This is a genomic window from Enterobacter sp. MGH 16 (assembly GCF_000493175.1).
In the GTDB taxonomy this organism is placed as follows: domain Bacteria; phylum Pseudomonadota; class Gammaproteobacteria; order Enterobacterales; family Enterobacteriaceae; genus Enterobacter; species Enterobacter roggenkampii.
The window spans coordinates 2,656,993-2,678,635 of record NZ_KI535695.1 but is presented as its reverse complement, the minus strand read 5'-3'; the positions used below and the strand labels follow the sequence as shown (position 1 = coordinate 2,678,635).

Annotated in this window: 14 protein-coding genes; 12 read left to right on the top strand and 2 right to left on the bottom strand. The window is 57.4% G+C overall.

Going from position 1 to position 21,643, the window contains the following annotated elements:
• Nucleotides 1–59 precede the first annotated feature (59 nt).
• Nucleotides 60–1,427, bottom strand: coding sequence for a 6-phospho-alpha-glucosidase (locus tag L362_RS10375; RefSeq protein WP_008502148.1), 1,368 nt, complete (start codon nt 1,425–1,427; stop codon nt 60–62).
• A 12-nt stretch (nt 1,428–1,439) separates the two neighbouring features.
• Nucleotides 1,440–2,984 carry a PTS transporter subunit EIIC gene (locus tag L362_RS10380; protein ID WP_023344685.1) on the bottom strand — a complete coding sequence of 515 codons (1,545 nt, stop codon included), beginning with the start codon at nt 2,982–2,984 and terminating at the stop codon, nt 1,440–1,442.
• Between the two features lie 288 nt (nt 2,985–3,272).
• Here L362_RS10380 and L362_RS10385 point away from each other — a divergent pair, with 288 nt between their 5' ends.
• The 12 genes from L362_RS10385 (at nt 3,273) to L362_RS10440 (ending at nt 21,633) form a co-directional block, all read left to right on the top strand.
• The gene (locus L362_RS10385; protein ID WP_023344684.1) at nt 3,273–8,225 is read left to right on the top strand and encodes an alpha-2-macroglobulin family protein; all 4,953 of its coding nucleotides are present in this window, start codon (nt 3,273–3,275) and stop codon (nt 8,223–8,225) included.
• 1 nt (nt 8,226) lies between these two features.
• Complete coding sequence (gene pbpC / locus L362_RS10390) at nt 8,227–10,554, top strand: peptidoglycan glycosyltransferase PbpC (protein WP_032637828.1); 2,328 nt, start codon at nt 8,227–8,229, stop codon at nt 10,552–10,554.
• Nucleotides 10,555–10,640: 86 nt separating this feature from the next.
• Nucleotides 10,641–13,019, top strand: a complete 2,379-nt coding sequence (locus L362_RS10395) for a DMSO/selenate family reductase complex A subunit (RefSeq protein WP_023344682.1) — start codon at nt 10,641–10,643, stop codon at nt 13,017–13,019.
• A complete protein-coding gene (locus L362_RS10400) occupies nt 13,016–13,645 on the top strand; it encodes a DMSO/selenate family reductase complex B subunit (protein WP_003860631.1) in 630 nt (209 codons plus the stop codon). Before L362_RS10395 ends, L362_RS10400 begins: the two co-directional genes overlap by 4 nt.
• Nucleotides 13,638–14,426 carry a dimethyl sulfoxide reductase anchor subunit family protein gene (locus L362_RS10405; protein ID WP_023344681.1) on the top strand — a complete coding sequence of 263 codons (789 nt, stop codon included), beginning with the start codon at nt 13,638–13,640 and terminating at the stop codon, nt 14,424–14,426. Before L362_RS10400 ends, L362_RS10405 begins: the two co-directional genes overlap by 8 nt.
• The gene (locus L362_RS10410) at nt 14,426–15,301 is read left to right on the top strand and encodes a 4Fe-4S binding protein (RefSeq protein WP_023344680.1); all 876 of its coding nucleotides are present in this window, start codon (nt 14,426–14,428) and stop codon (nt 15,299–15,301) included. The genes L362_RS10405 and L362_RS10410 overlap by 1 nt, the downstream gene beginning before the upstream one ends.
• Before the next feature lie 121 nt (nt 15,302–15,422).
• On the top strand, nt 15,423–15,854 hold the full coding sequence (ndk, locus tag L362_RS10415; RefSeq protein WP_003860625.1) for a nucleoside-diphosphate kinase: 432 nt from the start codon (nt 15,423–15,425) through the stop codon (nt 15,852–15,854).
• 169 nt (nt 15,855–16,023) lie between these two features.
• Nucleotides 16,024–17,190: a dual-specificity RNA methyltransferase RlmN gene (locus L362_RS10420; RefSeq protein WP_014171168.1), complete on the top strand. Its 1,167-nt coding sequence runs from the start codon at nt 16,024–16,026 to the stop codon at nt 17,188–17,190.
• A 292-nt stretch (nt 17,191–17,482) separates the two neighbouring features.
• On the top strand, nt 17,483–18,499 hold the full coding sequence (rodZ, locus tag L362_RS10425; protein ID WP_023325867.1) for a cytoskeleton protein RodZ: 1,017 nt from the start codon (nt 17,483–17,485) through the stop codon (nt 18,497–18,499).
• A 26-nt stretch (nt 18,500–18,525) separates the two neighbouring features.
• Nucleotides 18,526–19,644, top strand: a complete 1,119-nt coding sequence (gene ispG, locus L362_RS10430; protein WP_008502138.1) for a flavodoxin-dependent (E)-4-hydroxy-3-methylbut-2-enyl-diphosphate synthase — start codon at nt 18,526–18,528, stop codon at nt 19,642–19,644.
• Between the two features lie 80 nt (nt 19,645–19,724).
• On the top strand, nt 19,725–20,999 hold the full coding sequence (hisS, locus tag L362_RS10435; protein ID WP_032637825.1) for a histidine--tRNA ligase: 1,275 nt from the start codon (nt 19,725–19,727) through the stop codon (nt 20,997–20,999).
• Between the two features lie 13 nt (nt 21,000–21,012).
• Nucleotides 21,013–21,633 (top strand): YfgM family protein, encoded by a 621-nt coding sequence (locus L362_RS10440; protein ID WP_008502136.1) that lies wholly within the window; start codon nt 21,013–21,015, stop codon nt 21,631–21,633.
• Nucleotides 21,634–21,643 lie beyond the last annotated feature (10 nt).

Sequence of the window (21,643 nt, the reverse complement as noted above, 5' to 3'; positions counted from 1 at the left end):
ATTGTCGGTGTTTTTTCTGACACCGACAAGCAAACCACGTTCAACTCGCGAGCAAGCCCCTATTTTTTCACCGGTTCGCCGTCCTGCCAGGCTTTTTGCAGCGCTGGCCAGTAGTCGCGGTTGGCTTCAATCATCTCATCCAGAATCGCTTTTGCATGTTCCATGGTCGGCACGGTGCGGTTCAGGGTAAATGCCTGCAACGCTTTTTCATAGCTGCCTTCGATTGTCGCCTCTACCAGCAGCTGTTCAGACGCGAGCTGCTGTTGCAAAAGGGTCTGATGGAACAGCGGCACCTGGCCGACGCGAATCGGTTCCGGGCCTTCGGCGGTGATATAAGCGGGAACTTCCACCACCGCATCGTACGGCAGGTTGGTAATCGCCCCGCGGTTTTCCACCATCACCAGATGGCGGCTTCGCAGGTTGAACGCCAGCGAACAGGCGACGTCAACGATAAATTCACCGTGGACGCCCACGTGGAAGGCATCCGGTAAAATTCCGGTGCGTTGATATTCTTCGGCGGCGGCGAACAGCTTTTTCTCGCGCCCGTTCATCACTTCGTTGGCGCGGGTATAGTCCGGGTTCTGATGCGCCACAATCTGGTTCGGCATCAGGTAATACTGCAGATACGGGTTCGGCAGATACTCGGGGAAGTTGTCCATGATCGGCTTGATATTGCGCCAGGTTTTCACCCACGACGGATCCGAGTGCTGAGGGTCGGTTTTAGCCGCATCTTCCGTCAGCAGGCCAAACTTCGCGATATGCTTACGCAGCGCCGGGAGCTTGTCTTCGCCGTCCACCAGCACGCGGGTAAACCAGCCGAAGTGGTTCAGGCCGAAGTAGTCCACTTCCAGTTTATGACGATCCACGCCCAGAATGGCGCCCATATTGCGCATCGCGGCAACCGGCATATCGCAGATGTTCAGCACCCTTGCGTTCGGGCGCAGGCGGCGCACGCCTTCCGCGACGATCGCCGCCGGGTTGGAGTAGTTCACGATCCAGGCTTTCTCATGCGCGTAGCGATCGACCAGATCGATAAGCTCCACCATCGGCAGGATCGTGCGCAGGCCGTAAGCCAGCCCGCCGGGGCCGCAGGTTTCCTGGCCCACCACGCCGTGACGCAGCGGGATCTTCTCATCCTGCTCACGCATTTTGTACTGGCCGACGCGCATCTGGGCGAAGACAAAATGCGCGCCGCTAAAGGCCACTTCCGGGTCGCTGGTGACGGTAAATGTGATGCGCTGACTGTGGTCGCGAATGACCTTCTCGACGACCGGCGCAATGGTGTTCTGACGCGCTTCGTCGATATCGTAAAGGCGAATTTCGGCCAGCGGGAAATCCTGCAGGCGCACCATCAGGCTTTTCACAATGCCCGGCGTGTAGGTGCTGCCGCCGCCGGCAATCGACAGAATGAATGGGGGTGTTAACATCTTTAGCTCCTTTCAGAGAAACGTCTCAACGGCTTCTCGCATTTTTTTGACATGCAGCCCGTAGACCACCTGAACGTTGTTACCTTGTTTGATAATCCCTTTCGCGCCAGTCGCCTTCAGGCGCGGCTCGTCGATAATGGCGACGTCCTTTACCGTGACGCGCAAGCGGGTGTAGCAGTTGTCCACCACTTCAATATTTTCCCGACCGCCCAGCCCCACCACGATGGACTCGCCCAGACCGTCGTTATTGCCCTTCGCCTGGTACTCCTGCTTGCTGTAGAGGCGCGTCTCCTGGTCCTCATCTTCACGGCCCGGCGTTTTCATGTTGAAGCGCAGGATCAGGAAGCGGAATACCACAAAGTAGAGGGCGAACATGATCAGCCCGACAACGATGTACATCGGCCAGTTGGACTTGGCCGTGCCGAGCGGCAGGTTGTAAAGGATGAAGTCGATAATCCCGTTGGCGCCGATGGCGTGAACGCCCAGCAGCGAGAACAGCATCATGCCGATGCCGGTCAGCACCGCGTGCACCACGAACAGCAGCGGGGCGACAAACAGGAAGGAAAACTCAATCGGCTCGGTCACGCCGACCAGCAGCGAAGTCAGTGCCGCCGGGATCAGAATCGCTTTCGCCGCCGCTTTACGCTCTGGCCTGGCGGTCATATACATCGCCAGCGCCGCGGCAGGCAGGCCAAACATTTTGCTGATGCCGCGGGCGTCCCACACCACGGTGCTGCTGAGCTGCTTCACGTCCGGGCAGGCCATCTCGGCAAAGTAGATATTGCGCGCGCCCTGATAGGTTGCGCCGCATACCTCCTGCGTGCCGCCCAGCTCGGTATAGAGGAACGGCGTATAAACCAGATGGTGCAGGCCGGTGGGGACCAGAATGCGTTCCAGGAAACCGTAGATGGCCACGCCAAACGGCCCGGAACCTTTGATGGCCAGCGCCAGGGCGCTGATGCCGTGCTGGGCAAAGGGCCAAAGCTCACTCATCACCACGCCGAGCAGCATGGAGACGGGGAGCATGACGATGGCGACAAAACAGTGGCCGGAGTAAATCGCCATCGCGCCGTTAAACTGTACGCCGGAGTATTTGTTGTACAGATAGCCGGAAAGCGCTCCGGTCAGTATCCCGGCAAAGACCCCCATCTCCAGCACCTGCACGCCCAGTACCATCGTCTGTCCGGCCGCTTTCATCTGCGCCGCTGGCGCCAGCGCGCCCTGCAGCTGCAGCGTGACGTTCATGGCGTTGATGAATACGACAAAGGTGACCAGACCAATCAGCGCGGCATAGCCTTTATCGCGCGTTGCCAGGCCAATCGGCATACCGACGGCAAACACCAGCGCCAGGTTAACCAGCACCGACACGGCAGATTTTGCGATCAACTGACCAAGATGCTGAATCAGCGGATGACCGAGAAACGGCAGGTACTCGGCGAGATTACCGTTACCCAGCACGTTACCAAAGGCGATAAACAGACCGACGATCGGTAAGATAAGCACCGGTCCGTACAATGATTTTCCGAAATTTTGTAGGGCGTTCACGGCTCGTTTCATGGCTTTCTCTCTTTTTGAACCGCGCACTCGGGGTGCGTCATGGTCATAAAACTAGCAGTCTTCAGATGTGTTTATCCAGCTATCTTCTTGTTTTAAAAACAAATGACGTGAAAGGTAACATATGACGTTATGCGCTGTGATCGCGGTTCCATCCCGGCGTAGCGGCGTGATGTCATTCTGCGAGGCGCTTTCCAGATTCTAAAATTGGACTTTTTGAATTAATGAAACTTGCGGATAATACTTATCCGGACGACGACCAACAGGCCCCCTCTGGGCCAGGGACAAAGGATGAAACCGTTTCGCTTAGCCGCGCTCTCTCTTGCGCTGCTTACCACGTTTACGCTTGTCGGCTGTGATAACAGTGACGATAAACCTCAGGCTGCGGCTCCCGCGGCATCCACCGCATCCACACCAAAAGCCGCGGAAAAGCCAAATGCTGAAACGCTGGCTAAGCTAGCCGCCCAGAGTCAGGGAAAAGCGCTGACCCTGCTGGATGCTTCTGAAGTTCAGCTCGACGGTGCCGCCACGCTGGTGCTGACATTCTCGGTTCCGCTGAATCCCGATCAGGATTTCGCGAAAACCGTGCATGTCGTGGACAAAAAAAGCGGCAAAGTTGACGGGGCGTGGGAACTTGCGCCTAACCTGAAAGAGCTTCGCCTGCGTCATCTGGAGCCCAACCGCAACCTGGTCGTCACCGTTGAACGGGGCCTGCAGGCGCTGAATAAGGCGACGTTCGGCATTGATTATGAAAAAGCCCTCATCACCCGGGACGTCGAGCCTACTGTCGGGTTTGCCAGCCGCGGCTCGCTGCTGCCGGGCAAGGTGGTGGAAGGGTTGCCGGTGATGGCGCTTAACGTCAACAACGTGGACGTGAACTTCTACCGCGTGAAGCCGGAATCGCTGGCCTCTTTTGTCAGCCAGTGGGAATACCGCAACTCCCTCACCAACTGGGAATCCGACAACCTGCTAAAGATGGCGGAGCTGGTTTACACCGGTCGCTTCGATCTTAATCCGGCGCGCAACACGCGCGAAAAATTGTTGTTGCCCCTGAAGGATATTAAACCGCTCCAGCAGTCTGGGGTTTACATCGCGGTCATGAACCAGGCCGGGCACTATAACTACAGCAACGCCGCGACGCTCTTTACCTTAAGCGATATTGGCCTGTCCGCTCACCGTTATCATAATCGCCTGGACATCTTCACCCAGAGTCTGGAGAACGGTGCGGCGCAGTCCGGGGTTACCGTTACCCTGCTGAATGACAAAGGGCAGACCCTTGCCGAAGCGAAAAGCGACGGCGATGGCCACGCAAAGCTTGAGACCGACAAAGAGGCTGCCCTGATTCTGGCGAGTAAAGACGGCCAGACCACGCTGCTTGACCTCAAGCTACCGGCTCTTGATCTGGCGGAGTTTGATATTGCCGGGAGCCCGGGCTACAGCAAGCAATTCTTCATGTTTGGCCCACGCGATCTCTATCGCCCGGGCGAAACGGTGATCCTCAACGGCCTGCTGCGCGACAGTGACGGTAAACCGCTTCCCGATCAGCCCGTGAAGCTTGACGTGCTGCGCCCTGACGGTCAGGTGGCTCGCTCGATCGTTGTTCAGCCTGAAAACGGTCTCTACCGATTCAACTACCCGCTGGACAGCGGGGCGCAGACCGGCATGTGGCATATCCGCGCCAACACGGGCGATAACCTGCAGCGCCTGTGGGACTTCCACGTCGAAGACTTCATGCCAGAGCGCATGGCGCTCAACCTGAGCGGACAAAAAACGCCGGTTTCACCGCAGGATAACGTCGACTTTAACGTGGTCGGCTATTACCTGTATGGCGCACCGGCCAACGGTAACTCTCTGCAGGGCCAGCTCTTCCTGCGTCCGCTGCGTGACGCGGTGGCCGCGCTGCCGGGCTTCCAGTTTGGTGATATCGCCGAAGAGAACCTGAGCCGCAGCCTGGATGAAGTTCAGCTTACGCTGGACGAGCAGGGGCGTGGGCAGGTTTCTACCGAAAGCCAGTGGAAAGAGGTGCACTCTCCGCTGCAGCTGATCCTGCAGGCCAGCCTGCTGGAGTCGGGCGGTCGTCCGGTAACGCGTCGCGCTGAGCAGGCTATCTGGCCGGCGGCTGAGCTGCCGGGTATTCGCCCTCAGTTCGCCAGTAAAGCCGTTTACGACTACCGCACCGATACGACCGTCAACCAGCCGATTGTTGATGAGAACGGCAACGCCAGTTTCGACATCGTGTATGCCGATGCCAGCGGCGCGAAAAAGGCCGTTTCCGGGTTACAGGTTCGTCTGATTCGCGAGCGTCGGGACTACTTCTGGAACTGGTCTGAGAGCGAAGGCTGGCAGTCTCAGTTCGATCAGAAAGACCTGGTCGAAGGCGAGCAGGAGCTGACGCTTAAGGCCGATGAAACGGGTAAAGTTACCTTCCCGGTAGAGTGGGGCTCTTATCGTCTGGAAGTCAAAGCGCCTGATGAAATGGTCAGCAGCGTGCGCTTCTGGGCAGGCTACAGCTGGCAGGATAACAGCGATGGCACTGGGGCCGCGCGCCCTGACCGCGTGACGCTGAAACTGGATAAGCCAGCCTATCAGCCGGGCGACACCATCCAACTGCACATCGCCGCGCCGGCCGCAGGCAAGGGCTATGCGATGATCGAATCCAGCGAAGGGCCGCTGTGGTGGAAAGAGATCGACGTGCCGGCAAACGGTCTCGATCTCTCCATTCCGGTGGATAAAGCGTGGAAACGTCACGATCTTTACCTCAGCACGCTGGTGGTGCGTCCGGGCGATAAATCCAAATCCGCCACGCCGAAACGTGCGGTCGGTCTGCTGCATCTGCCGATGGGCGATGAAAATCGCCGCCTGAATATTGCGCTCGATAACCCGCAGAAAATGCGTCCAAACCAGACGCTCTCGGTGAAGGTGAAAGCCAGCGTGAAAGAGGGGGCCGTGCCGCAGAAGGTGAACGTGCTGGTCTCGGCGGTGGACAGCGGCGTGCTGAACATTACCGATTACGTCACGCCGGATCCGTGGCAGGCTTTCTTTGGCCAGAAGCGTTACGGCGCGGATATCTACGATATATACGGCCAGGTCATTGAAGGGCAGGGTCGTCTGGCCGCGCTGCGCTTCGGTGGCGATGGGGATGAACTGAAGCGCGGCGGCAAACCGCCGGTGAACCACGTCACCATCATTGCCCAGCAGGCACAGCCGGTTACGCTGGATGCCAACGGGGAAGGCACGATTACGCTGCCAATTGGTGATTTCAACGGCGAGCTGCGTCTGATGGCGCAGGCCTGGACGGAAGACGATTTTGGCAGCAGCGAAAGCAAGGTTGTGGTGGCCGCGCCGGTTATTACCGAGCTCAACACGCCGCGCTTCCTGGCAAGTGGAGACACCTCACGCCTGACGCTGGATCTCACCAACCTGACCGACCAGCCGCAAACGCTGAACGTTGCCCTGACCGCGACAGGCAAACTGTCGCTGGAAGGTGAGCAGCCGCAGCCGGTGCAGCTGCCTCCGGGGGCGCGGACCACCCTGTTTATTCCGGTGCGTGCGCTGGAGGGGTATGGTGACGGAGAGGTAACAGCACAGGTTACCGGCCTGCAGCTTCCGGGCGAGACCTTTGCACCACAGCAGAAGAGCTGGAAAATCGGCGTGCGTCCGGCATTCCCGGCACAGACGGTGAATACCGGTGCCATGCTCAACCCTGGCGAGTCCTGGACCGCACCGGCGCAGCACAGTAACGGTTTCTCTTCTGCCACCCTGCAGGGGCAACTGCTGCTGAGCGGCAAACCACCGCTCAACCTGGCGCGCTATATTCGCGAACTGCAGGCCTATCCGTATGGCTGTCTGGAGCAGACCACCAGCGGCCTGTTCCCGTCGCTCTACACTAACGCGGCGCAGCTGACGGCGCTTGGCATCAAAGGTGATACGGACGATAAACGCCGTGCCGCCATTGATATCGGTATTTCCCGTCTGCTGCAGATGCAGCGTGAAGACGGCGGGTTCGCGCTGTGGGATAAAAACGGTCCGGAAGAGTACTGGCTGACGGCCTACGTGACTGACTTTCTGGTGCGGGCGGGCGAGCAGGGCTACAGCGTGCCTGCCGATGCGGTGAATAACGCCAATAGCCGGTTGCTGCGCTATCTGCAGGATCCGGGCATGATGTCCATTCGCTACAGCGACGATACTCAGGCCAGTAAATTTGCCGTTCAGGCCTATGCCGCCCTGGTGCTGGCTCGTCAGCAAAAAGCGCCGCTGGGCGCGCTGCGTGAAATCTGGGATCGTCACGCTCAGGCGGCGTCCGGCCTGCCGCTGATGCAGCTGGGCATGGCGCTCAGGCTGATGGGCGATGCCCCGCGCAGCCAGCAGGCGCTGGATCTGGCGCTCAAAACGCCGCGCAACGACAGCAAAACCTGGATGGCCGATTACGGCAGCCAGCTTCGCGATAACGCGCTGATGCTCTCCCTGCTGGAGGAGTACAAACTGCTGCCGGATGCGCAAAATACGCTGCTGAATGCCCTGTCTGAACAGGCCTTCAGCCAGCGCTGGTTGTCCACTCAGGAGAGCAACGCGCTGTTCCTGGCCGGACGTTCGCTGCAAACTCTGTCCGGTGCATGGCAGGCGAAAACCTCCCTGTCAGATTCCGCATCAGGTGGCGATAAAGCGCAGGTACAAAACGTGAGCGGCGACCAGCTTGGCGCGCTGCAGGTCACCAATACCGGAACGACACCGCTCTGGGTACGTTTGGACAGCACCGGCTATCCGGAATATGCCCCTCAGCCGAGCGCGAACGTGTTGCAGGTCGAACGTCATATCCTGGCAACCGACGGCAGTACGAAATCACTCTCTTCGCTGAAGAGCGGCGAGCTGGTGCTGGTGTGGCTGGAAGTTAAAGCCAGCCAGAACGTGCCGGACGCGCTGGTGGTAGATCTCCTGCCTGCGGGGCTGGAGCTGGAAAACCAGAACCTGGCAAGCAGCAGCGCCAGCCTGCAGGACAGCGGCAGTGAGGTGCAGAACCTGCTCAGCCAGATGCAGCAGGCGGACATTCAGCATATGGAATTCCGCGACGACCGCTTTGTGGCCGCCGTGCCGGTAAATGAAGGTCAGCCGGTCACGCTGGTTTATCTGGCGCGCGCCGTGACGCCGGGAACCTACCAGGTCCCGGTGCCGATGGTGGAGTCTATGTACGTTCCGCAGTGGCGGGCAACGGGGGCGGCCAGCGGCCCGCTGATTGTTGTTCCGTAATATGCGAATGGCACGTCTGACACGCTCCCGCTGGCTGTGGCTGGCGGGAGCGCTTCTCATTTTAGGGGGGCTGATTTTCGTCGCCGATCGCCTGTGGCCGTTGCCGCTGAAAGAGGTTAACCCTGCCCGGGTGGTGGTGGATGAGAAGGGCACGCCGCTCTGGCGTTTTGCCGATAGCGACGGGATCTGGCGCTATCCGGTGACGATCGAAGAGGTCTCTCCCCGTTATCTTGAGGCGCTGATCCAGTACGAAGATCGCTGGTTCTGGGATCACCCCGGCGTAAACCCGCTCTCTGTCCTGCGCGCCGCCTGGCAGGATCTCAGTTCCGGGAAAGTCATCTCTGGCGGAAGCACGCTCACCATGCAGGTCGCGCGACTGCTGGACCCGCATCCGCGCACCTTTGGCGGCAAAATTCGCCAGCTCTGGCGTGCCATGCAGCTGGAGTGGCATCTTTCCAAACGCGAAATCCTGACGCTCTATCTCAATCGCGCCCCTTTTGGCGGTACGCTGCAGGGCGTGGGAGCGGCAAGCTGGACGTATCTGGGCAAGCCGCCGTCGCAGCTCAGCTATTCCGACGCGGCGCTGCTGGCGGTGCTGCCGCAGGCACCGAGTCGTTTACGCCCGGACCGCTGGCCTGAACGGGCCGAAGCGGCGCGCAATAAAGTGCTCGACCGCATGGCGACGCAGGGCGTCTGGTCCGCAAAGCAGGTCAAAGAGTCCCGTGAGGAATCAGTATGGCTGGCGCCCCGGCAGATGCCGCAGCTGGCGCCGCTCTTTGCACGCATGATGCTCGGCAAAAGTCGCGACACGAAAATTGTCACCACGCTGGATGCCGGACTGCAGCGGCAGTTGGAAGAGCTGGCGATGAACTGGAAATCGCGTCTGCCGGCCCGCAGCTCGCTGGCGATGATCGTGGTCGATCATACCGATATGAAAGTACGCGGTTGGGTTGGTTCGGTGGATATCAACGATGACACGCGTTTTAGCCATGTGGATATGGTGAATGCGATCCGATCCCCAGGATCGGTCTTAAAACCCTTTATCTACGGCATGGCGCTGGATGATGGCCTGATCCATCCCGCCTCGCTGCTTCAGGATGTGCCAAGAAAAACCGGTGATTATCGTCCCGGGAATTTTGACAGCGGGTTCCATGGACCGGTCAGCATGAGTGAAGCGCTGGTCCGCTCCCTCAACCTGCCGGCCGTTCAGGTGCTGGAAGCCTACGGACCAAAACGATTTGCCGGGATGCTAAGCAACGCAGGCTTGCCGCTGATCCTGCCTGCGGGGGCACAGCCGAATTTGTCTCTGATCCTCGGCGGGGCGGGCGCGCGGCTGGCAGATATCACTGCGGCCTATAGCGCCTTTGCCCGACACGGTAAGGCGGGAAGGCTGCGGTTACAGCCGGGCGATCCGCTGACTGAACGCCCGCTGTTATCGCCAGGCTCGGCGTGGATTATTCGCCGTATTCTTGCCAATGAAGCGCAGCCGCTGCCGGATAATGCGCTGCCACAGATTGCGCCGCTGGCGTGGAAAACCGGCACCAGCTACGGGTACCGTGATGCCTGGGCCATCGGTCTGAATGCCCGTTATGTGATAGGCATCTGGACCGGACGACCGGACGGCACGCCCGTGGCGGGACAGTTTGGGTTTGCCAGCGCGGTTCCGCTGTTAAACCAGGTCAATAATCTGCTTCAGTCACGTTCAACGGTAGACGAAGCCCGCCTGCCGCGCGATCCGCGTCCGGAGAGCGTCGGGCGGGGCGTGATCTGCTGGCCGGGCGGCCAGTCGCTACCGGAAGGCAGTGAAAACTGTCGACGTCGCCTGTCGACCTGGCTGCTGGAAGGGAGTGAACCGCCCACGCTGCTTCTCCCTGAACAGGAGGGCATACGCGGCATTCGTTTCCCGGTCTGGCTGGATAAAACCGGCAAACGCGTGGCCGCAGATTGCCCGGATGCTACTGAAAAAGTCCTGGATGTCTGGCCGCTGCCGCTGGAGCCGTGGCTGCCCGCTGCGGAAAAAAGAGCGGCGCGTCTCCCGGCAGCATCAACAGTTTGCCCGCCTCTGGATAACAGCAATATCGCGCCGCTTATGCTGTCAGGGGTCAGAGAGGGGGCCGTCATCAAGCGTCTTCCGGGTGAGACAACTATAACGCTTTCTCTCTCAACCAGCGGTGGAGAAGGGCAGCGATGGTGGTTTTTAAATGGCGAGCCTTTAGAGGGACATGAATATAAATATTCGCTGAAATTATATTTGCCGGGTGAATATCAATTAATGGTAATGGATGAAACTGGCCAAATAGCGACGGTGAATTTCGAAATGGCTTATTAAAATAATCCAGAAGGGTTAGCTTGATAATTATCAATGTTCGGTTCTGCAAAAAAACGAGAATGCGTTTTTATTTGAAGGAACGAGCAATGAAAAAAAATAAGAAACTGAGAGAGAGTCTTAATCCCGCTCTCTCCCGGCGTCACTTTATTCAGGCCGGGTCCGCGCTTGCCGCTCTGCCGTTTGTGGTAAAAGGCGGAAAAGCGCAGGCGGCGACAATGCCTGCGGCAGAGAACGAACCCGAAGAAAAAGTCATTCAAACCTGCAGCACCTTTGACTGTGGCGGGAAATGCGATATTCGGGCGCACGTCAGCGACGGCGTGGTCACACGCATCTCTACGCGTCCGGATAATGAACTGGATCCTCAAATGCCGGTGATGCGCGCCTGCGTTCGTGGACGCGCGTATCGGAAATTTGTTTATCATCCCGATCGGCTTAAATATCCAATGAAACGCGTGGGTAAACGTGGCGAAGGAAAATTCGAACGTATTACCTGGGATGAAGCCACAACGCTTATTGCGAATCAATTAAAAACCATTACGCAAAAATACGGTGCTGCTTCGCGCTATGTGCATGTTGGCACCGCAGTTTCGGGAGGAACGTTCTCCGGCGATAAAATGGTTCGTCGTCTGCTTAATTTAACGGGTGGCTATCTCGAAAGCTATCACTCGGTCAGTATGGGCAACACCGCAGCGGCAACGCCCTATACCTACGGTACCGCCGCCAGCGGCAGCTCGCTGGACACGCTGCTGGACACCAAGCTGGTCATCCTCTGGGGACATAACCCGACGGAAACGATTTTTGGTCACAGCAACTACTTCTTCCAGAAGATGAAGCAAAACGGCACCCGCTTCATCGTTGTCGATCCGCGCTATTCAGATACGGTGTCCTCCCTTGCCGACCAGTGGATCCCGCTGCTGCCAACAACCGATAACGCCCTGATGGACGCCATGATGTACGTGATCGTCATGGAGAACTTGCACGATCGCGACTTTATTCTGCGCTATACCCTGGGCTTTGATGAAGACGCTATGCCGGAAGGCGTTCCGGCCAATGAATCCCTGATGGCTTACCTGAGCGGCGCAAAAGATGGCGTCGCAAAAACGCCCGAGTGGGCAGAGAGGATCACCCACGTGCCTGCGCAAACCATTCGCCAGCTGGCGCGCGATTATGCCACGACGAAGCCTGCCGCGCTGATCCAGGGCTGGGGACCGCAGCGCCATAACTGCGGCGAGCGCACCGCGCGCGGCTCGACGTTACTGGCCACGCTAACGGGTAACGTTGGGGTGAAAGGCGGCTGGGCGGCTGGCTATGGCGGCTGTGCTAACCGTAAATTTGCCGCAGGCCCGGAGATGCCGGATAACCCGGTGAAAGCCAAAATATCGGTGATGAACTGGGTGCAGGCCGCCGACGATGCCTCTCAGGTAACGGCGGAAGTCGGCCTGAAGGATGCCGAAAAGCTGGACAGCAATATCCGCATCCTCTTCTCGCTGGCGGGCAATTATCTGGCTAACCAGAACCCGGATCTTCATCAGGCAACCCGCGTGCTGGAAGACGAGTCGAAAATCCAGTTTATCGTCGCGAGCGATCTGTTTATGACGCCGAGCGCCCGATACGCCGATCTTCTCCTGCCGGAAACCAGCTTTATGGAACGCTGGAATATCGGCGAAACCTGGGGTACTGCAAGCTATCTGATCCTGTCGGAAAAGCTGATTGAGCCTGAATTTGAGCGCCGTTCAGACTACGACTGGCTGCGGGAGGTCGCTGCTAAGCTTGGTGTCGAACCGGCATTCAGCGAAGGGCGTGACGAAAAGGCGTGGATTGAGCACATCTGGGAGCAGACAAAGCTGTCGATGCCGGAGGAAAACCTGCCAGACTTCGCGACGCTGCAAAAGACGCGTCAGCATCTCTTCAAAAGCGCGCCGTTTGTCGCCTTTGAAGACAACATTCGCGACCCGCAAAATCATCCGTTCCCGACGCCGTCCGGAAAAATTGAGATCTTCTCGAAGCGTCTGTACGACATGCAGCACCCGGAGATTCCGGCGCTGTCGCACTACGTGCCTGCCCATGAAGGGCCGGAAGACGAACTGGCGAAAACCTTCCCGCTGCAGCTGATCACCTGGAAAGGGAAAAACCGCGCCAACTCTACCCAGTACGCCAACCCGTGGCTGATTGAGGCGCAGCAGCAAAAGCTGTGGATTAACCCTCAGGACGCGCAGAAGCGCGGCATTGCGCAGGAAGATACCGTGCGTATCCATAACGCACGCGGCATTTGTGAGATCCCGGCGGAGGTTACGCCGCGCATCATTCCTGGGGTGGTAGCCATGCAGGCAGGTGCCTGGTGGCAGCCGGATGAGAAGGGCATTGATAAAGGCGGCTGCGCGAATGTGCTCAGTTCGGCTCGTATTACCGCGCTTGCGAAAGGGAATTCACATCAAACCATGCTGGTGGAGGTGGCAAAAGCATGAGTCAGTTTAAACACTACGCGCCGGTGAGCGACAAACAGCTGGGCTTTTATATCGACTCTTCACGCTGCTCAGGGTGTAAAGCCTGCCAGGTGGCATGCAAAGATAAAAACAACCTTGAGGTCGGACGTCGTTTCCGTCGCGTGTACGAAGTCAACGGCGGGAATTTCATCCCCACCGGGCAGGGCGGCGTCAGCAACAATGTGTTTGCCTACACGCTCTCTATTTCCTGTAACCACTGTGCAGACCCCATCTGCACTAAAAACTGTCCGACCACGGCGATGCACAAGCGTCCGGGAGACGGCATTGTGCGCGTTGATACAGATAAGTGCGTCGGCTGCGGCTACTGTGCGTGGTCATGCCCTTACGGCGCGCCACAGCTCAACGAGCAGACCGGGCAGATGTCAAAATGCGATTTCTGTGTGGATCTCCAGGCGAAGGGGGAGCAGCCCGTCTGTGTGGCAACCTGTCCACTCGAAGCGATTAAATTCGGGCCGATTGATGAACTGCGGGCGAAGTATGGTGCGGTCTGTGACGTGAAAGGCTTGCCTGATTCTTCCATCACAAAACCGAATCTGGTGATCAAAGCGCATCAGGGTGCAGAGAAAGAGGGCAAACGCCATGCATGAGTTACCGCTGCTGATTTTTACACTGTTCCTGCAGGGCTCGGTAGGCGTGACGCTCTGGCTGGCGTTCGGGGGGGCGCATGCTTCGCAGCGTAGCGCGCTTCTGCCTTCTGCCGGGGCGTTTGTGCTCGCAAGCCTAGGATTGCTCGCCTCGGCGCTGCACATGGGCTATCCGCTCAATGCTCTCAACGCGCTGCGCCATGTCTCCAGCTCCTGGCTGAGCCGTGAGATTATCTTTGCCAGCCTTTACCTGGCGGCGCTGGGGCTCGCGACGCTGCTGATGTTCGCCAAAAAGCCAGGCTGGAAGCTGCTTCTGGCGGCGGCGGGCCTTGTCGGGCTGGTGGATGTGTTCTGCATGGCGCAGATCTACATGCATGCGTCCGTGGTGACGTGGCAGCATATCAACACGCTGGTGCTGTTTATCGGCTCGGTGGGCATTATTGGTTCAGCCTGCATGGCGGTTGGGATGCGTTCCCGGGCTACTCTGCGTGCGGCGGTGGTCATTATCACGCTGCTGGTGCTTGTGCGTCTGGTGATGCAGCCCGTCTGGCTGGCCGACATCTCGGCTATGGACAACACCGTGGTGACGTTCCCTCATGCGCCGTTACAGATGCTGCAACAACTGCGCACCGTGCATCTGCTGAGCTGGTGTGTGTCTGTCGTGGGTATGCTGTGCTTTGCTGCAGGCGGGTTAAAAGCGGCGCGAGGCACGATGCTGCTGGGCAGCGCCTTGCTGATTGCGGGTGAGCTGATGCTGCGCTTCGTTTTCTTCAGTATTGGCTGATGGGCAGATTAACGTTTGGCCCGGCGATGGACGTGACGCATGCGTGCGTCCGTCGCCGTTTTCGCCATGCTTCCTGTTGTGCCTGCGCTGACGTTTGTCCCGTGCAGGCTTTTTCTTTTACGGACGCAGATATCTCGGTTGATGAGAACCGCTGTATTGAATGCGGTGACTGCCTGTTTGTTTGCCCCACTGAGGCCATCACCGGCATCACGCCGCGAAAACGCTTTTTGTGTGGCGATACGCTTGTCGGGCCTTTTACTGAACGTGCGCCGGATGTGAATGAACTGCTGCTCTGGCATGCACAGCACCATGTTCGTTTTATCAGTATCGACGTGGAGCAGTATCCTGACTGGCTGCTGGCGATTGCCCGGCTTAATCTTGTGCTTCGTCGACGCGGTGAAGCGGCATGGGCGTTTAAACTTTTACCCGTCAACGAGGTTAATATCGCCCGCCGTGCGCTGATGCACGTTCCCCGTGAGGATGTCCGGACCTGTAGCGTCGTGCCCGGTCAGCGTGAACTGCGCAGAGCGTTTTCTGGGGTTAGTGAGGCAGAGATAGATCTCGACGCCGGAAAGTGCGTATTGTGCGGCGCGTGCTGGCGGAGTTGTACGGAAAACGCGATTCGGTTTGAGAACGCTGAACTGATCGTCGAAACCGGACGTTGTACCGGTTGCTGCGGCTGCGAAGCGGTATGCCAGCATGCGGCGATAAAAGTGACGCAAACAGAAGGAACGGCGAAAAACGTGGCCATACTGGCATATGAAGCCGTTTGCCTGACGTGCCACCGTCATTTCTGGTCATTTACGCCTGATGAAAAGCAGTGTCCGCTCTGTTTTCACCATCAACACGATATGCGAAACCCGGACTGTTGCTAATCTTCGTCTCATTTTAAAAAAATGTTATGCAGAACCATAGGCAATAGCGCTATAGCTCTTTATAATCCGCGCCACACCATACTCAGGTATGCAAAACAACAGAACATTGACAGAGGTTATCATGGCTATTGAACGTACTTTTTCCATCATCAAACCAAACGCGGTGGCAAAAAACGTTATTGGCAGCATCTTCGCTCGCTTTGAATCTGCAGGGTTCAAAATTGTTGGTACCAAAATGCTGCACCTGACCGTTGAGCAGGCGCGCGGCTTTTACGCTGAGCACGAAGGTCGCCCATTCTTTGACGGCCTGGTTGAGTTCATGACCTCCGGTCCAATCGTGGTATCCGTACTGGAAGGCGAAAACGCCGTACAGCGTCACCGCGACCTGCTGGGCGCAACCAACCCGGACAACGCGCTGGCAGGTACTCTGCGCGCTGACTACGCTGACAGCTTCACCGAGAACGGTACCCACGGTTCTGACTCTGTTGAATCTGCTGCACGCGAAATCGCTTTCTTCTTCGCAGAAGGCGAAGTGTGTCCACGTACCCGTTAATTTAACGGTTTCGTTTACACATTATTTTCGTAAATGCCGCGTCCAGACGTGGCATCCCTGCGCCAGACTTTGTACAATGCAACGCCCCGGACGAGCAGACCGCTTTCCGGGGCGTTTCTATTCAACCCTCCATGGGCCATAACGTGTAACAACGAGGCCGGTAAATATTATGTCTGAATTAGTGAATACCTCCGAAGTCGCCATTCCTGCGGTTCCCAATAAAAATGGAAAAATCAACCTGCTGGATCTGAACCGTCAGCAGATGCGCGAGTTCTTCAAAGAGATGGGCGAAAAGCCGTTTCGTGCCGATCAGGTCATGAAGTGGATGTACCATTACTGCAGCGACAATTTTGATGACATGACTGACATCAACAAGGTCCTGCGCAATAAGCTCAAAGAAGTGGCTGAAATCCGCGCCCCGGAAGTAGTGGAAGAGCAGCGCTCCGCGGATGGCACCATCAAATGGGCGATTGCGGTGGGCGATCAGCGCGTTGAAACCGTCTACATTCCGGAAGAAGACCGCGCGACGCTGTGTGTCTCCTCCCAGGTTGGCTGTGCGCTGGAGTGCAAATTCTGCTCAACCGCGCAGCAAGGCTTTAACCGTAACCTGCGTGTTTCAGAAATTATCGGCCAGGTCTGGCGTGCTGCGAAAATCGTAGGCGCGGCAAAAGTGACCGGCACTCGCCCAATCACCAACGTGGTGATGATGGGGATGGGTGAACCGCTGCTGAACCTGACCAACGTCGTTCCGGCGATGGAAATCATGCTGGATGACTTCGGGTTTGGTCTGTCCAAGCGTCGCGTCACGCTGTCGACCTCAGGCGTTGTGCCTGCGCTGGACAAGCTCGGCGATATGATTGACGTCGCGCTGGCGATCTCCCTGCACGCGCCAAACGATGAAATTCGTGACGAAATTGTGCCAATCAACAAAAAGTACAATATCGAAACCTTCCTCGCTGCCGTACGTCGCTATCTGGAGAAATCCAACGCCAACCAGGGTCGCGTCACTATCGAGTACGTGATGCTGGACCACGTCAACGACGGTACCGAACATGCGCATCAGCTGGCTGAACTGCTGAAAGATACGCCATGTAAAATCAACCTGATCCCGTGGAACCCGTTCCCGGGCGCGCCGTATGGCCGTAGCTCGAACAGCCGTATCGACCGTTTCTCCAAGGTGCTGATGGAGTATGGTTTCACCACCATCGTGCGTAAAACGCGTGGTGATGATATTGATGCCGCATGTGGACAGCTGGCTGGTGATGTTATTGACCGTACCAAGCGTACCCTGCGTAAACGCATGCAGGGCGAGACGATCGCGGTTAAAGCTGTTTGATTATTATGCACTCACGGCGCATTATCTGCGCCGTGAGACATAACCTTACTGAATAATCAGTCAGATTCGTGAAGACTGATCAATAATTACGGTGCGTTTCATCCGACTTTCGGGCAGTATGTAACGACGTAACAACAGTTTAGCCGTACGGGCAGGGCTGTACTGTCATCTCCGGGCTGACAGTCTTATACTCTGTGTTCAAGGTTAACTGACCAGAAGTTTCGCGGTGCGGGTGGCATTGTGACTCACCGGCGCCTGAACCCTTTTTTTCACGTACCAGTAGTTGTAGCGAATGAATACTGAAGCCACTCACGACCAACATGAAGCACTCTCCACTGGCGTTCGTCTTCGCAACGCCCGTGAACAACTCGGACTCAGCCAGCAAGCCGTCGCAGAACGCTTGTGCCTGAAGGTTTCCACGGTTCGCGATATTGAAGAAGATAAGGCACCCGCCGATCTGGCTTCAACGTTCTTGCGCGGTTATATCCGCTCTTACGCAAAACTGGTGCACATCCCCGAAAACGAATTACTGCCAATGATGGAGAAGCAGGCGCCGGTCCGTGCAGCAAAAGTTGCGCCGATGCAGACCTTCTCCCTGGGGAAACGTCGTAAAAAACGTGATGGCTGGCTGATGAGCTTTACCTGGCTGGTGCTGTTTGTGGTGGTCGGTCTGACCGGTGCGTGGTGGTGGCAAAACCACAAGGCGCAGCAGGAAGAGATCACCACTATGGCCGATCAATCCTCCGCCGAACTCAACCAGGCCGGAACGGATAACGCCCAGAGCGTGCCGCTGAATACCGACGGTGCAGCGACTTCCAGCGAGCCACAGACCGCAGCGCCAGATGCGACAGCGACCAATGCTGCGCAGGCTCCGGCAGCAACGGCTAACACCGCTGCGCCTCAGGCTCAGGATCAAAACGCGGTGGTTGCCCCTTCTCAGGCGAATGTTGATACTGCGGCGAACGCGCCTGCGGCTACTCAGCCTGCAGACAATACCGCAGCGTCTCTGCCAACCAGCCCGGCGGGTACGGCGACACCCGCAGCCGACCCTAACGCGCTGGTAATGAACTTCAGTGCCGACTGCTGGCTGGAAGTGACTGACGCGACAGGTAAAAAACTGTTCAGCGGCCTGCAGCGCAAAGATGGCACGTTAAACCTAACGGGCCAGGCGCCTTATAAACTTAAAATCGGCGCTCCGGCAGCGGTACAGATCCAGTATCAAGGAAAACCTGTCGACCTGAGCCGCTTTATCAGAACTAACCAGGTTGCACGTCTTACCGTTAATGCCGAACAATCAGCAGCACAGTAACAGACGGGCAACGCGGGAGATTTTTCATGCATAACCAGGCTCCGATTCAACGTAGAAAATCGAAACGGATTTACGTTGGGAATGTGCCAATCGGCGATGGGGCACCTATCGCCGTTCAGTCGATGACCAATACGCGCACCACCGATGTGGAAGCGACGGTCAATCAAATCAAAGCATTAGAACGTGTCGGCGCGGATATTGTTCGCGTCTCCGTCCCGACCATGGATGCGGCTGAGGCGTTCAAACTGATCAAACAGCAGGTCAGCGTTCCGCTTGTGGCTGATATTCACTTCGACTACCGCATCGCACTGAAAGTGGCCGAGTACGGCGTCGATTGCCTGCGTATTAACCCGGGCAACATCGGTAACGAAGAGCGTATCCGCATGGTCGTGGACTGCGCCCGCGATAAAAATATTCCTATCCGTATCGGCGTTAACGCCGGTTCCCTGGAAAAAGATCTGCAGGAAAAATACGGTGAGCCTACGCCGCAGGCGCTGCTCGAATCCGCGATGCGTCACGTCGATCATCTCGATCGCCTTAACTTCGATCAGTTCAAAGTCAGCGTAAAAGCGTCCGACGTGTTCCTGGCCGTAGAATCTTATCGCCTGCTGGCAAAGCAGATCGATCAGCCTCTGCACCTCGGGATTACCGAAGCGGGCGGCCTGCGTAGCGGCTCGGTAAAATCCGCGATCGGTCTGGGGCTGCTGCTCTCTGAAGGGATCGGTGACACCCTGCGCGTCTCGCTGGCGGCGGATCCTGTCGAAGAGATCAAGGTCGGCTTCGATATTCTGAAATCACTGCGTATTCGCGCGCGTGGGATCAACTTCATTGCCTGCCCAACCTGTTCACGTCAGGAGTTCGATGTGATCGGTACGGTGAATGCCCTGGAGCAACGTCTGGAAGACATTATCACCCCGATGGACGTCTCCATCATCGGCTGCGTGGTGAACGGTCCGGGTGAAGCCCTGGTGTCAACCCTGGGCGTGACCGGCGGTAACAAGAAAAGTGGTCTCTATGAAGATGGCGTTCGAAAAGATCGTCTGGATAATAGCGACATGATCGACCAGCTTGAAGCCCGCATCCGCGCCAAAGCCGCCATGATGGACGAGACACAGCGTATCAACGTTCAGCAGGTTGAAAAATAACGTGATGGGAAGCCGTGAGCTTCCCATGTATGATTGAACCCATTCTTTGGGTTTTTTTTGTATATAGAAAGAGAATAAACGTGGCAAAAAACATTCAAGCCATCCGCGGCATGAACGATTATCTGCCTGGCGAAACCGCCATCTGGCAGCGCATTGAAGGCACGCTGAAGCAGGTGCTCGGCAGCTACGGTTACAGCGAAATTCGTTTGCCGATTGTAGAGCAGACCCCGTTATTCAAACGCGCGATCGGTGAAGTGACCGACGTGGTTGAAAAAGAGATGTACACCTTTGAGGACCGCAACGGCGACAGCCTGACCCTGCGTCCGGAAGGGACGGCGGGCTGCGTACGCGCCGGCATCGAACATGGTCTTCTGTACAATCAGGAGCAGCGTCTGTGGTATATCGGCCCGATGTTCCGCCACGAACGTCCGCAGAAAGGGCGTTATCGCCAGTTCAATCAGCTGGGTGTGGAAGTCTTTGGCCTGCAGGGCCCGGACATCGACGCTGAACTGATTATGCTGACCGCCCGCTGGTGGCGTGCGCTCGGTATCGCCGAGCACGTTTCCCTCGAGCTGAACTCTATCGGTTCTCTCGAAGCGCGTGCGAACTACCGCGATGCGCTGGTGGCGTTCCTGGAACAGCATAAAGAGAAACTGGACGAAGACTGCAAACGTCGCATGTACAGCAACCCGCTGCGCGTTCTGGATTCCAAAAACGCCGATGTTCAGGCACTGCTGAACGATGCGCCTGCGCTGGGTGATTACCTGGATGAAGAATCTCGCGAACACTTCGCGGGCTTGTGCAAGCTGCTTGAAGCGGCTGGCATCGCCTACACCGTAAACCAGCGCCTGGTGCGCGGTCTGGACTACTACAACCGTACCGTGTTTGAGTGGGTGACCACCAGCCTCGGCTCTCAGGGCACCGTGTGCGCGGGCGGCCGTTACGACGGTCTGGTTGAGCAACTTGGCGGTCGCGCTGCGCCTGCGGTTGGCTTCGCGATGGGTCTTGAGCGACTTGTTTTGCTGGTTCAGGCAGTTAATCCGGAATTTAAAGCAGATTCCGTTGTCGATATATACCTGGTGGCCTCAGGCGCGGAAACGCAGTCTGCGGCAATGCAGCTTGCCGAACGCGTGCGCGATGCGCTGCCGGGCGTTAAGCTGATGACCAACCATGGCGGCGGCAACTTCAAAAAACAGTTTGCTCGTGCCGATAAGTGGGGCGCAAGTATCGCACTGGTGCTGGGGGAGTCCGAAGTGGCCAACGGCGAAGTGGTGGTGAAAGACCTGCGCTCTGGTGAGCAGACAACGGTAACGCAGGACGGCGTTGCGGCGCACTTGCGCACTCTATTGGGCTAAGGAGAAGGACTGCGTGGAAATTTACGAGAACGAACACGATCAGGTCGACGCGATTAAACGCTTCTTTGCTGAAAACGGCAAAGCGCTGGTTGTTGGGGTTATTTTAGGTGTCGGTGCGCTGGTAGGCTGGCGTTACTGGAACAATCATCAGGCGGATTCCGCGCGCGGCGCGTCCCTGTCCTATGAAAATACCGTGAGCGCAATTCGTGCCGATCAGCCGCAAACGCTGACGGCGGCAGAAAAATTTGCGGCTGACAACAAAAACACCTACGGTGCACTGGCTGCGCTGGAAGTGGCTCAGCAGTACGTTGATAAGAACGAACTGGATAAAGCCGTTGCTCAGCTGTCTCAGGGCCTTGCTGCCGCCAGTGATGAAAATCTGAAAGCGGTGATCAATCTGCGCCTGGCACGTATTCAGGTTCAGCAGAAAAAAGCTGACGATGCGCTGAAAACGCTCGATACCATCAAAGGCGAAGGTTTTGCTGCCATCGTTGCCGATCTGCGCGGTGAAGCACTACTGAGCAAAGGTGACAAAGCGGGCGCGCGTAAAGCGTGGCAAGCTGGCGTAGAGAGCAATGCCTCACCTGCGCTGAGCGAAATGATGCAGATGAAAATAAATAATTTGTCCGTCTGAGAGGGACCCG